At 69.7% G+C, this 12,383-nt stretch carries 15 protein-coding genes; 5 read left to right on the top strand and 10 right to left on the bottom strand.

What is annotated here, in order from left to right; all coding sequences use genetic code 11:
• Nucleotides 1-161: 161 nt before the first annotated feature.
• Both RM779_RS03120 and RM779_RS03125 read right to left on the bottom strand, forming a co-directional pair.
• Nucleotides 162-461 carry a hypothetical protein gene (locus RM779_RS03120; RefSeq protein WP_311615534.1) on the bottom strand — a complete coding sequence of 100 codons (300 nt, stop codon included), beginning with the start codon at nt 459-461 and terminating at the stop codon, nt 162-164.
• Between the two features lie 39 nt (nt 462-500).
• Nucleotides 501-1,253 carry a TIGR03089 family protein gene (locus tag RM779_RS03125; RefSeq protein WP_311615535.1) on the bottom strand — a complete coding sequence of 251 codons (753 nt, stop codon included), beginning with the start codon at nt 1,251-1,253 and terminating at the stop codon, nt 501-503.
• 138 nt (nt 1,254-1,391) lie between these two features.
• On the opposite strand from RM779_RS03125, the gene RM779_RS03130 reads away from it, so the two are divergent.
• The 3 genes from RM779_RS03130 to RM779_RS03140 all read left to right on the top strand — a co-directional run bounded on the left by RM779_RS03130 (nt 1,392) and on the right by RM779_RS03140 (nt 4,140).
• A complete protein-coding gene (locus tag RM779_RS03130) occupies nt 1,392-2,678 on the top strand; it encodes a peptidoglycan recognition protein family protein (protein WP_311615536.1) in 1,287 nt (428 codons plus the stop codon).
• Nucleotides 2,679-2,725: 47 nt separating this feature from the next.
• Nucleotides 2,726-3,631, top strand: a complete 906-nt coding sequence (locus tag RM779_RS03135) for a DNA-3-methyladenine glycosylase family protein (protein ID WP_311615537.1) — start codon at nt 2,726-2,728, stop codon at nt 3,629-3,631.
• A 98-nt stretch (nt 3,632-3,729) separates the two neighbouring features.
• Nucleotides 3,730-4,140: a DnaJ family domain-containing protein gene (locus RM779_RS03140; protein ID WP_311615538.1), complete on the top strand. Its 411-nt coding sequence runs from the start codon at nt 3,730-3,732 to the stop codon at nt 4,138-4,140.
• A 20-nt stretch (nt 4,141-4,160) separates the two neighbouring features.
• Here the strand turns inward: RM779_RS03140 and RM779_RS03145 are convergent, their stop codons facing one another.
• Nucleotides 4,161-4,685 carry an acyl-CoA thioesterase gene (locus RM779_RS03145; RefSeq protein ID WP_311615539.1) on the bottom strand — a complete coding sequence of 175 codons (525 nt, stop codon included), beginning with the start codon at nt 4,683-4,685 and terminating at the stop codon, nt 4,161-4,163.
• 108 nt (nt 4,686-4,793) lie between these two features.
• Here RM779_RS03145 and RM779_RS03150 point away from each other — a divergent pair, with 108 nt between their 5' ends.
• Nucleotides 4,794-6,068 carry an LCP family protein gene (locus RM779_RS03150; protein ID WP_311615540.1) on the top strand — a complete coding sequence of 425 codons (1,275 nt, stop codon included), beginning with the start codon at nt 4,794-4,796 and terminating at the stop codon, nt 6,066-6,068.
• A gap of 21 nt (nt 6,069-6,089) precedes the next feature.
• On the opposite strand, the gene RM779_RS03155 is transcribed toward RM779_RS03150, so the two are convergent.
• The 6 genes from RM779_RS03155 to RM779_RS03180 all read right to left on the bottom strand — a co-directional run bounded on the left by RM779_RS03155 (nt 6,090) and on the right by RM779_RS03180 (nt 10,769).
• Entirely contained in the window at nt 6,090-6,716 is a 627-nt protein-coding gene (locus tag RM779_RS03155) for a DUF4276 family protein (protein WP_311615541.1), read from the bottom strand.
• Nucleotides 6,717-6,723: 7 nt separating this feature from the next.
• On the bottom strand, nt 6,724-7,965 hold the full coding sequence (locus tag RM779_RS03160) for an AAA family ATPase (RefSeq protein ID WP_311615542.1): 1,242 nt from the start codon (nt 7,963-7,965) through the stop codon (nt 6,724-6,726).
• 246 nt (nt 7,966-8,211) lie between these two features.
• Nucleotides 8,212-8,427, bottom strand: a complete 216-nt coding sequence (locus tag RM779_RS03165) for a DUF397 domain-containing protein (RefSeq protein WP_311615543.1) — start codon at nt 8,425-8,427, stop codon at nt 8,212-8,214.
• Nucleotides 8,411-9,241, bottom strand: a complete 831-nt coding sequence (locus RM779_RS03170) for a helix-turn-helix domain-containing protein (protein WP_311615544.1) — start codon at nt 9,239-9,241, stop codon at nt 8,411-8,413. The genes RM779_RS03165 and RM779_RS03170 overlap by 17 nt, the downstream gene beginning before the upstream one ends.
• A gap of 222 nt (nt 9,242-9,463) precedes the next feature.
• Nucleotides 9,464-10,492, bottom strand: coding sequence for an NAD-dependent epimerase/dehydratase family protein (locus RM779_RS03175; RefSeq protein ID WP_311615546.1), 1,029 nt, complete (start codon nt 10,490-10,492; stop codon nt 9,464-9,466).
• 148 nt (nt 10,493-10,640) lie between these two features.
• Nucleotides 10,641-10,769: a hypothetical protein gene (locus tag RM779_RS03180; RefSeq protein WP_311615548.1), complete on the bottom strand. Its 129-nt coding sequence runs from the start codon at nt 10,767-10,769 to the stop codon at nt 10,641-10,643.
• A gap of 103 nt (nt 10,770-10,872) precedes the next feature.
• On the opposite strand from RM779_RS03180, the gene RM779_RS03185 reads away from it, so the two are divergent.
• Nucleotides 10,873-11,697, top strand: coding sequence for a helix-turn-helix domain-containing protein (locus RM779_RS03185; RefSeq protein ID WP_311615550.1), 825 nt, complete (start codon nt 10,873-10,875; stop codon nt 11,695-11,697).
• A 236-nt stretch (nt 11,698-11,933) separates the two neighbouring features.
• On the opposite strand, the gene RM779_RS03190 is transcribed toward RM779_RS03185, so the two are convergent.
• Nucleotides 11,934-12,302 (bottom strand): VOC family protein, encoded by a 369-nt coding sequence (locus RM779_RS03190; RefSeq protein WP_311615551.1) that lies wholly within the window; start codon nt 12,300-12,302, stop codon nt 11,934-11,936.
• Nucleotides 12,303-12,383: the final 81 nt, after the last annotated feature.

Consider the following 12,383-nt stretch of genomic DNA (forward strand, 5'->3'; position numbering starts at 1 on the left):
CTTCCCCTTTTTGGGGTTTTTTGTCGTCTTGCTCTTTACTCTCACATGGTCTTATCGAGCAAACTCCGTAATGCGCCGAGGGCTTCCCCGCGGCGCGGGAGCAGGGCGACGCGCGCGGGGAACGTGTTCGCACGGCGCGGCCGCCGTGCGCTGCCCGCGCGTTATCGCAATTCCGGAACGGGATGTGTCCGCCCCTCCCGCGCGGAACCGTCCGCGGGGGCGCGCGCCGAGCCGTCCGCAGGGGTGTCCGCGGGGACGGCGGGCGCCGGGGCGTCCGCTCCCGCGCGGTGCAGGATCGCCCAGCCGGTCCCGGCCACCACCAGGACCAGCGCGGCGGCGGCGAGCGCCAGCCGGCGCGGCCAGCGGCGGCCGGGGGCCGTCGGGACCGGCCGCCGGCCGCCCGGCGGGTCGACGAGCCGGTGGCCGTCGGCGACGTGGGAGAGCTGTCGCGGCACCCTCATGGTGACGATCCTGTGGGCGCGGGGCGGCAGCGGCCACCGTCAGTCGGCGAAGTGGGTGACGCGCTCACTCTCGCGGCGCGCGGCGAGGGCCGCGGCGTCGAGCCCTTCGGCGTTCCGGCACAGCACCACGGAGCCGCCGACCGCGAGCGGGGCCAGCAGCCCGGCCGAGACGCCGCGCCAACTGTCGTACCCGGCAAGCGACATCACGCGGCTGCCCGGCGCGAACCCGCGCTGGGACGCGTCGGCGCGGGCGCGTTCGACGACCTGCCCGCCGGTGAGTTCGAGGCCGTCGACGGCCAGCGCGGGGTGCGCGGGGCCCGGCGGGTCGTAGGCGGCGAACGTGTCCGGCTGGCCGGGCACGGCCACCGCGTAGTCGGTGAACCCCTCGGGCGGCTGCGGGAATCGGCCGCCGAGGGGGCGCAGGGCCAGTGCGACGCGCTCGCCGCCGCAGGCGCGCGCCTCGGCCAGCCGGTCGGGGCCGCTGACGACGGCGTCGGCGGCGGCCGGGTCGCCGCCGAGGTCGGCGACCACGCCCACGGCGGAGCAGGCCAGCACCCACACGGCCGTCTGCCAGTGCGCGGGCAGGAGCAGGGCGACGCGGTCGCCGGGCTGGGCCGCGAGTTCGTCCTGGAGGAGATTGGCCGTCTTCGCCACCCAGTTGGCCAGGGTCGCGGCGGAGAACTCGACGCGTTCGCCGGTGGCGTCGTCGTAGAACGTGACCAGCGGGCGCGTGGCGTCCACGGCGAGCGTGGAACGCAGCAGGTCAGCCGGGATGCGGTCGTGGATGTTCATCCGCGAAAGCGTACGCCCGCGCGGCCGGGCCCCGGCCGCCGCCCTCGGCGGACACCACCCGCGCGCACGTCACCCGAAGTCACCACGCGGTCACTCCACGAATAGACAGATGTGATGTGCTATGCCCAAGATCCGGATATGCGTTCTTTTCTACCTTCTTCTGTCATTGCATCCGTTTCCGCTTCCACGCTGGGCGCCGCCTGCGCCGCGGCACTCGTCGTTCCCCTGCTGTTCCCCGCCGGTGCCGCCGCCCTGACGGCGAGCCCGCCGCAGGACGGCCACCGGTCGCAGGCCGCGGCGCGGGCCGGCGGCGTTCAGTCACTCGCGCTCCAGCCGCTCGATGTCGGCACCCGCGCCGGGGGCGACCCGACCGGGACGCCGGAGACCGCGGAGCCGGCCGGCACCCAGGGCCTGCCCGCGACGGACACCGAACCGTTCTCCCTGCTCGGCGTCATCTGGGACGACCCGGCGGCCGGGCTGCCCGGCGTGGTGCAGGTGCGCACGCGCGCGGCGGACACCGGCGACTGGTCCGCCTGGACCGACCTGGACCCGCAGTCCGCGCACGCGCCCGATCCCGGATCGGCCGAGGCCGGGGACACCGGGGTGCGCGGCGGCACCGCCCCGCTGTGGGTCGGCGCCTCCGACGGCGTGCGCGTGCGCGTTGTGCCCCACGACGGCGAGCCGGCGCCCGCGCTGCCCGCGGGCCTGCGGCTCGAACTCGTCGATCCGGGCCAGCGCGAGGGCACCGGGGAAACCCTGCCCGCGGCCGACCCCGGCGCCGAGGCGCGCGCCGGCGGCTCAGGCGCGGCGGCGGCCGGGAAGCACGAGGGCCCGCGCCCGCCCATCACCATCCGTTCCGGCTGGGGCGCGGACGAGGGCCTGCGGGAAAGCGGGTTCGTGTACACGAACAGCGTGAAGACCGCGTTCGTGCACCACACGGCGGGCAGCAACAGCTACACCTGCTCCGAGGTGCCCTCGGTCCTGCGCGGCATCTACCGCTACCACGTGCAGAGCCAGGGCTGGCGGGACGTCGGCTACAACTTCTTCGTCGACAAGTGCGGCAAGATCTACGAGGGCAGGGCCGGGGGCGTCGCCGAGCCGGTGCAGGGCGCCCACACCTACGGCTTCAACCACAACAGCATGGGCGTGGCCGTGCTCGGCACCTACTCCTCCAAGGACCCGGGGCGCGACGTGCGCGACGCGCTGTCCCTGCTGACGGCGTGGAAGCTCGGGCTGCACGACGGCAACCCCCAGGGCACCCGCAACCGCACCTCGGGCGGCGGCAAGTACGCGGCGGGCACGACGGTCAGGATGAAGAACATCTCGGGCCACCGCGACGGTTACGCCACCGACTGCCCGGGCGACGAGCTGTACGGCGACCTGGGCACCGTGCGCAGCACCGCCGCCCGCCTCCAGGGGCGCTGACGCACCCGGGCGGGGGCGGCCGGCGCCCGGCACGTAGCCTGCCCGTCATGCCCGACCGCACGTGGACCCCGCCGGAGCCGTACGACCTGCGCCGCAGCCTGCTCGTGCTGCGGCGCGGGCCGTACGACCCGGCGTTCCGCGCGGAGCGCGACGGAACGGTGTGGCGCGCGACGCGCACCCCGTTCGGCCCGGCGACGCTGCGGCTGGTGCCGGGCCCACGCGTCGGGGCGACGGCCTGGGGCCCGGGCGCCGACTGGCTGCTGAGCCGGCTGCCCGCGCTGCTGGGGGCCGAGGACGAACCCGACGCGTTCGTGGCCCACCACCGGCTGGTCGCCGCGGCGCTGCGGCGCCATCGCGGGGTGCGGCTGATCAGGACCGGCCTCGTGCTCGAATCGCTGATCCCCTCCGTACTGGAGCAGCGGGTCACCACGGAAGACGCCTACCGCTCCTGGCGGCGGCTGCTGAAGTGGTTCGGCGAGCCCGCGCCGGGTCCAGGCGCCGGGCTCGGCATGTACGTCATGCCGGACCCGCGGACGTTCGCCCGCATCCCCTCGTGGGACTGGCACCGCGCGGGCGTGGACGGCAAACGGTCCGCCGCCGTGGTGCGCGCGGTGCGGGCGGCGCGCCGCATGGAGGAGGCGGCGACCATGGAACTGCCCGCCGCCATGGCCCGGTTGCAGGCGATCCCCGGTATCGGCCCGTGGACGGCGGCCGAGGCTCTGCAACGCGCCATCGGCGCCCCGGACGCGATCACCGTCGGCGACCTGCACCTGCCGCGCATCATCGGCTTCGCGCTCGGCGGCGAGGACGGCGCCGACGACGCGCGCATGCTGGAGCTGCTCGCCCCGTACACCGGGCAGCGGCACCGCGCGGCACGGCTGGTCCTGCTGACCGGCATCGCCCCGGCCCGCCGCGCCCCACGCCAGCGCCACGCCAACATCGCCCGGCTGTAACGCCCGCCGGTGACGGGCGCAGGGCCCCAAGGGGCGCCGCGTACCATGGAGGGGCGCTCGTCGCACCGCCGTGCCACCGCCCGAACGGGGGTCCCGCCATGACAGAACGCAAGCCGCCCGGCATCTCCACCGAGTCCTGGGTCGACCGGCAGATCCGCGAAGCGGAGCAGCGCGGCGACTTCGCGGACCTGCCCGGCGCGGGCAAGCCGCTGAGCGGCCTCGACCAGCCCTACGACGAGCTGTGGTGGTTGCGGGAGAAGATGGCCCGCGAGCAGCTGTCCTTCCTGCCGCCCAGCCTGGCGCTGCGCAGGGAGGCCGAGGAGGCGCTCGCCGCGGCGAAGTCGGCGCGCGGCGCGGACGAGGCGCGGCGGATCATCGAGGACATCAACGACAAGATCCGCGAGGCGATCCGGCACCCGCCGGACGGCCCCCCGCTGAACATGGCGCCCTTCGACACCGAGCGCGTCGTCCGCGAGTGGCGCGCCCAGCACGCCGGTAGGACGGCCTGATCACACCTGATCACACCTGATCACAGGGGCCGCTGCCGCGACTCCGTGATCTCCCGCCGCCTGGCCAGCCGGTGCGTGCGGCGGATCTCGGCCTCCTGGAAGCGCCGGCGGTCGCGGTCGTTGCCGGGCACGACGGGCGGCACGCGCCGCGGCTTGCCGTTCTCGTCGACCGCGGCGAAGACGAGGTACGCGGTGGCGACGCGGGTCGCGGGCGTCGACTCGTTCCAGCGCTCGGCGAGCACCTTCACCCCGATCTCCATGGAGGTCCTGCCGGTCCAGTTGACCTGGGCGTGGACGTGGACGAGATCGCCCACGTTGACCGGTTCGAGGAAGACCATCTCGTCCATGGAGGCGGTGACGGCCGGACCCTCCGAGTGCCGCCCCGCGACGGCGCCCGCCGCGTCGTCGACGAGTTTCATGATCACGCCGCCGTGCACGGTGCCGAGCAGGTTCACCTCGTTCTGCGTCATGATGTGCGACAGCGTGGTGCGCGACGCGGCGGTGGGCTTGCCCGGAAGTCCGGACGGTTCGGGAAGTTCGGCCATAAAGACAGCGTAAGCGCCGGTCACGCGCGCCGCCGGAATGCATCAGGTCTGCCACATTCCCCGCCCCGAGACCCAGTCGATCACGCGTGGCAGGCAGACTGGCGTGTTATGAGCGACTGGCCCGACGGGTGGACCGACGACGACCAGCCCCGCAACCGGGACCGCTACGGACGGGGCAGCGGCAGCGCGCGCCCCGAGAGCGCCCGCGTGATGCCGCACGTACCGAGACAGCCGCAGCCGCGCCATCCGCGGCAGGCGGAGCCGACCCGGGGGCCGGTCTACGACTCCGGGTACAGCGACGGCCAGGTCTACCGCGGCGCCGCGGGCCGTACCGCTCAGCCGCCGCCAGGACCGCCGCACGACCCGTGCGCCGACGACGGTTTCCGCGACGACCCGCGCCCCCCGCGGACGCGCAACTGGCGCCGCCGTATCGGGTTCACCGCGCTCGGCCTGGTGGTCGTGCTGCTGGTCACGTCCGTCGCCACGTACTTCTGGGCCGACAGCAAGCTGCGCCGCGAGGTCGACCTCGCCTCGGTCGAGGACCGCCCGACGGCGGGCAAGGGGACGAACTACCTCATAGTCGGCTCCGACAGCCGCGAGGGCCTGAGCGAGGAGGAGCAGCAGGAGCTGCACACCGGCAGCACCGAGGGCCAGCGCACGGACACGATCATGCTGCTGCACGTCGGCGACAACGGGAACACCATGGTCAGCTTCCCGCGCGACTCCTGGATCACGATCCCGGAGTTCACCGGCTCGGTCTCAGGCAACCGCATCCCGCCCCAGGAACGGAAGCTGAACGCCGCCTACTCGATCGAGGGCCCCGAACTGCTGGTGCGGACCATCGAGCACAACACCGGCCTGCGCATCGACCACTACGCGGAGATCGGCTTCGGCGGCTTCGCGAACGTGGTGGACGCGCTCGGCGGCGTCGAGATGTGCTTCGACGAGCCGATCCAGGATGACAACTCCGGCGCCGACTTCGAGGCGGGCTGCCACCAGCTGAACGGCGCCGAGTCCCTGGCGTTCAACCGGCAGCGCTACCAGGAGGCGATGGGCGACCTCGGCCGCACGCAGAACCAGCAGGAGTTCCTCGGCACACTCGCCGACCAGGCCGCGTCACCGTCCACGCTGCTGAACCCGTTCCGGCTGTTCCCGACGATGAACGCGAGCCTCGACTCGCTCATCGTGGACAAGGACATGAGCCTGTGGGACCTGCGCGGCATGTTCTGGGGCATGCGCGGCGCCGAACGCATGAACATCCCGGTCGCCGACCCCGGCTACGAAACGTCGGAGGGCTCGGCGGTGCTGTGGGACGACGGCCAGGTCGAGCAGCTGATGGCCCAGCTGAAGAACGACGAAGAGGTAACGGTCGGCCGCGAGTGAGCACGCTCCGGGCTGGCGGGCTCAGCCGCCCGCGAGGGCCCCGAGGACCGCTCCACGGAAATGCCGGAAGCTGGCGGAGCTGTTCGCCTCCAGATCCATGTGCGGGGCGAGCTTCTTCGCCAGCTCGATCTTCCGGAGCCCGCCGGAAAAATAGCCGGCATCCTGGAGCAACTTCTCCAGCTTCTCCCAGGTCCCCCCTTTGACGGCGTCAACGTCGCGAAATCCGCTGCGCTGCTCGAAGTTACCGGGCAACCGGCTGTAGACCTTCCTGAGAGCGGCGGGGTCCCCGAGATACCAGGCCTCAATCTCCTCACAGGCGATGCAGGCCCTGAACGTGCCGCCGGACCACAAAGCTCCTCCCCGGTGGACCGGTAATCCGGAACTCGCAGCCAAACCGTCGATCTTCTTCTTCAGGTCGGCGCAGTCGTCGTCGTCCCTGTCCACCAGCAGCAGAATTCGGACCCCTGCGGCGGCTGCCCAGGCCGAGTAGCCGCGCAGCCGTCCGTCGAGCTTGCGCAGCAAATCGGCCTTGCCGTTGAACTTGCGTAGTTCGAAATCCTGATGTTCGGCCGCGCCGGGTACCAGCCGGGGAATCAGAATCCGCAGAGCGGCCTCCGCGCTCGGCTCTTCGAGAAGGATTTCAAGCACGCCTCCTTCACCGGCCTTCACGGCTCAGCGGATCTCCGACACTGAAATATCCTTCCATCCACAGGTCGCCGAGCGCTGCACCTGATTGGAGCATGCTCCTCACTCGCTCGCTGTCGGAGACCCGGAAGGCTCGCGTGTAGCCATCGCGCGCGCGGTGCAGGATGCGCAACTCTTCCGCCCGGATACCGTTCACCAGAAAGGGCGAGTGAGTGGAAACGAAAACCTGACTTCGCTCCGCCGCCGCCCTGCACTCCTCCGCCAGCTCCGGCAGCAGCCTGGGGTGGAGGTGATTTTCCGGCTCCTCGATCCCGATGAGGGACGGTGGCTCAGGATCATGGAGAACGACCAGGTAGGACAGCATCTTGAGTGTGCCGTCCGAAGTCCAGCGCGACTGAACAGGGTCGTCGAAGGGGGCATCCTTGAGCTGTAGGAGGAGCCGGCCGTCATCCAGCGGTTTCGTCCCCACCCTCTCCAACTGTGGCACACGCATGGCGAGGATCTTCAGGATCTCCGCCAAGCGCCTTTCATGCTGCTCCGCAAGGAACTGCATGACATTGGGAAGATTATCCCCAGTTTTTGACAATCTCTCCTGAGGCCCGGCCTCCGGAATACCGCGTGTATCGTTGGCGGAAATGTAGGACAGGTACCAACCGGTGATGTACCGCCGAAGAGCACTGACTCGTGGATGCGCCGCCAACTGCCCCAGTGCACTCACTGCCAGAAGGTCGGGCGAATCCAGCTTTTCATTGCTTCTTGTATCGCTTTCCTCCGGGGTGTCCCCCGTAATGACCGTACCCTCACCGAATCGAAAGTCGAGGAACTTGTACGGACGACCGTGCGCTTTCCCTCGCCGCCATCGCAGCGACTCGGAGACGACTTCAGGACCGCGCCGCCCGTCGTCGATCGCAAGCTGATAGGTGATCGGACTGAGCCCCGGCTCCCGATACCTGATCTCGAATTCAACCGGCCCCTCCGCCCCACGCGAGCGGATTTCGCGCCCGCGCCCCCGCCTGTCCCAGGCACGCCGCAACCCTTCGTCGAAGCACTCGGCAAGGAAGGCAAAGACATCGAACAGCGTGGACTTCCCGCTTCCGTTCGGCCCCGCCACCACGGTCAACGGCGTGATCTCAGAAAGCTGCAAGTCCCGCAGAGCACGGTAATTCTTGACACGCAGACTCTCGATACGCGCCAAACCTGACCTGGCCGGAACCGATGCCATACTCGCCGCCGCCTCTTCGTCGATCACCACTCCCGGACGCCACCGCCTCGCGCGTGCGGGAGACTCAGCGTAGCCCGCACGGGCACGCGCCGGTGAGGTGTCGGCCCGGCGGTGCGGGCAAGATGGTGGCATGCACGAGTCGACCGGTCGGCAGTCAGCGCGCGAGGCCGAACGCGCGCGTCTCGACGAACTCATCGCTGCCGCCGAGGCGGGGCACGGGCCGATCACGGAGGAGGAGATGGGGGCGCTGCGCGCCCGTCTCCGACACGCCCGCCCTCAGCCGGCGGACAGCCGCCCGTCCTTGACCGCCGTCACGAAACCGGACCAGGGCCCGGGCCCGAACGCGAGTATCGCCCCACCCCGCACCTTGGAATCCCGCACCGGCACCACCGGCATCCCACCCACGACCTCCAGGCACTCTCCCACATCCCCGTTGCTGTAGGAGCTCTTCCGCCAAGCGGCGGTTGCGTAAGCCTCAGGAATCTGCTGCATCTTCGTAGTCTTTCAGATACGTGCGGATGAGGTCGAGCGATTCCGCCTCCGGCAGCGCCTTCGCGCGGACAACATCGAACCTCTGTGTCAGTTTGAAGACCTCCCGCGGAGAGTCGGCCGACTCTCCGGAGGAAAAGCTCTCCGTATACGCCAGGGAAGAACCGGTAGGCAGCGTGAGCAGGCTCATGCTGCCGCCCATCATCGGGTGCACACCCTGGCCGAACGGAAGCACCTGCACGGTGACGTGCTGCGGTTGGCACTCGCGCAGTATCGAGGCAAGCTGCTCGCGCATGCAACGACTGCCCCCTACCGGGCGTTTGAGTCCAGCCTCGTCCACGATCGCCCAGAAGAAGGGAGGTTCCTCCCGCTCGAAGATGCGTTTCCGTCGCATGCGGGCGGTGACGCGGCGCTCGATTTCCTCGTCCGCTTCCCATGGAGCGGTCGCCCTGAACAACGTGCGCGCATACTCCTCCGTCTGGAACAGTCCGGGAATCAGGCTGGAAGTAAAAACCTGGATTCTCTCAGCTCTGGGCTCGTTGCGAAAAATTCCCTCCCCGTAGTCTCTCGTCGAGGTGTCTTGTGCCATCTCCAGCAGGTCCCTGAACAGGTCGACTGTTCCAAAGAACCGGTCGAGCGCCGCGCAGAGCGCTTCCGACGGCACTTGTTCACGTCGTTCCACCCGGCCCAGGTAGCCATACTGATAGGTCAGCGCGCTCGCCAGCCCGCGCAGGGACAGTTCGCGTGCCTCCCTGAATTGCCGCATGTGACGGGCCAGCATGTCCGCCGGATCGGGACCTTCATTGATCAACTCCACCTGCCTCACCCCTTCTTGACCACCGCCCAAACCTTGCATCAGCATCCCCGGCCGTCAACTCCGTCGTTCGCCGCGGAAACGCGTGATCGCCCATTTCACACGGCCGACGCCCCGTGCACGCCCGGGTTTTGGACACGAGGTGGAGAAGGAAACGAACGCGAGTGCGCTCCCGAGATCCGGTCCCCCGGCAATGGGATGTGGGATGTGGCCAACGACCGGTGGCTACCGGGCGAATGTGCGCAGATCATCCAGTCCGGCGGCGAAGGTCACGCTCGGCTGATAGCCCAGGTCGGCGCGGGCCTTGGTGATGTCGTAGCTGCGGTCGCGCCCCATGATCGCGACCAGCCAGTTGTACAGCGGCGGCGGGGCAGGGCGGCGCAGAAGTCGCCATGCCCGGTCGAGAATCCTGGAAACCGGCGAGGCGACCGCGAGGGGAACACTTCGCGCGCGGCTGACATCGGCACCCATGGCCTTCAGGACCGGGGTGAAGAAGTCCCGGATCGGCATCGGAGCGCCGTCGGTGATGTAGTAGGCCCTGCGGTCGTAGCCGCGGCTCAGCGCGGCTGCCGTCGCGGTTGCGAGGTTGTCGACGTGGACCAAGTCCATGATGTGACGTCCGTTGTCGATCCAGGCGAACCGGCCGGCGGCGGCCATGGTCGCCGCGTCGCGCAGTGTTGTCATTCCCCTGCCCCAGATGAACGGGGGACGCAGCGTTATCAGCGTCATCCCAGGGGTGGCGATGTCGGCCAAAGCCCGCTCGGTCGCAAGCTTGACCCGGCCGTACGCGATGATCGGCCGACCGGTTGGCGTCGCCTCGGCGACCACCGCGGGCTTGCCGCGCCGGTCAGTCGACACGGCGGCGGCGCTGATGAGCACGAATCGTTTGACGCCGGCGGAGGCTGCGGCGGTGAACAGGGAAACGGTCGGCCAGTGGTTGTCCCGCTCGAATCCAGCATCCGGCCCCCAGAACTCCATGCGGGCAGCCGAGTGAATCACCGCTTCACACCGGTCCAGAACAGCCAGCCAGGCCGGCGCCGGTCGCGGTGTTCCCGCGGGCGTATCGCCGGAGTGGTGATCCGGCCCGCGCAGGTCGGCGAGATCACCGAGGACGGGCGTCGCTCCGGCTTGCTCCACTCGCTGTGCGGCCTCGGGACTGCGGGCCAGTGCCCACACGGTATGGCCGTCGGCGACCGAGCGGGTGATGAGGTGCTGTCCGACGAAACCGCTACCGCCGGTGAGAAATATGTCCATGCCAGCTCCAATTGCCATCAATGTTTGTCTCGGCGTGCAGAATCGCGCCAGCACTGCGAAGGGGAAATTTCGGAGAGAGACGACCGGCATGCATTCCTGGCCGCCGGTCGGGGCGCCAGTTCCTGCCGCGGGGGCCTTCAGTTGGGCTTCAGTTGGCCTTTGAATGATGCGTCCGTGTGACGGTGCCGGCGATGAACGACTTCAGCTCGGATTTCTTCCCGGGCTTCGCTCGAACTTCCAGGACCACGGTGGCACAGCGGTCAGGCGTGTTGTTCATGAGCTTGATAGTGAGCTGCGGGCCGGTCCTGTAGAAGTCACAGGTCTTCCTGGTACAGCTGGTACCACGCCACGACAGCCGGGCGTGCGGGAGGATGGCGCCCATGAATGAACTCGGTGACGCGTTGCGGGCTTGGCGAGATCGGCTCGACCCCGGCGTCGTTGGGCTCCCTCACCATTCCCCCCGCCGGGTCGTCGGCTTGCGGCGGGGCGAACTGGCGCAGTTGGCTGGGATCTCTGTCGAGTATGTGGTCCGGCTCGAACAGGGCCGGGCATCGACGCCGTCGGCGCAAGTCTGCTCGGCACTCGCCCGCGCGCTGCAACTGTCCGACGATGAGCAGGCCCATCTCCTGCGCCTGGCCGGCCACGCCGCAGATCCGGACCGTATTCCGCGATTGGTCCCCGCCAGCGTGCATCGGATCGTGGAGCAGCTCGCCAACAGCCCGGTGGCGGTGTGCGACGCCGCCTGGCAGTTGTTGCACTGGAACCCGCTGTTCGCGGCGACCTTCGGCGATCCCACGAAACAAGGCGACGACGAGCGCAACGCGCTGATCTTCCAGTTCGAGAACCAGCCGACCCGAATCCGGCAAACCGCCGCGGAGCGGGCCGCGTTCGAAGAGTCACTGGTCGCCGACCTGCGCGCGACGACGAGCCGGTACCCGAACGACCCCGACATCAGGGCGTTGGTCGCAAGACTGAACCGCGGTCACCGGTTCCGTGAACTCTGGGCGCTTCGGTCGGTGGGTGCCCACCAGGGCGCGCAAAAGATCGCCAGACATCCGGTGGTGGGGGACATCGCTCTCGACTCCAATGTGCTCACCACCCAGAGCACCAACCTCCGTCTCGTGGTGGACACCCCGCGCGACGCGGACGCCAGGAGCAAACTTGATCTCCTGTCCACCATCGGCACCCAGGAAATGACCTCATAGAGCTGACGTGCAGGCCCGGTGTAGCAGGAGATACTTCCGTGCTGTCCGCGCTGTCCGTGCTGTCCGTGCAGGACGGCATCTCGGCCCCGACCTGCTCCTGGGTACCGGTTTCGACGACGTGGCGATCGAGGTGTGCACAGGGGTGCTCACCGGACGCTGAGGCGGCCGACCACCTGTGCAGCCGGAACCGTGGCGCCCGCGGGGAAGACCAACGGCAGCGCGCCGCCCGGCGGACTTCAGTGCACGCAGAGGCAGAACGGGTGCCCGGCCGGGTCGGCGTAGACGCGCCAGTCGCGTCGGCCGTCGTCGTCGCCTTCGAGGACGGTCGCGCCCAGGCGCAGCACCTCGGCCTCCGCCGCGTCCAGCTCCTCCCTCGGAACGTCCAAGTCCAGGTGGAACTGCTGCGGCATCTCGGTGCCCGGCCACTGCGGCGGCCGGTGGCCGGGGGACTCCTGGAACGCGAGCTGCCGCCCGTGCGGCCCGATCAGCTCGACCCACTCCCCCTCGCCCTCGATCCGCCAGTCCAGCACGGCCGCGTAGAACTCGGCCAGCTCCCGGGGACTACGACAGTCGAGAACGGTTACTCCCATCGTGGCGATAGCCATGACGCACCTCTTCCTCCGAGTGGCGTTACCCCTATCTGACTCATGCAGGTAACGGTTACCTCATGATGGCGGCTTGCCAGT

Origin of the sequence: Streptomyces johnsoniae (genome assembly GCF_031845565.1) — a bacterium.
Lineage (GTDB): Bacteria > Actinomycetota > Actinomycetes > Streptomycetales > Streptomycetaceae > Streptomyces > Streptomyces johnsoniae.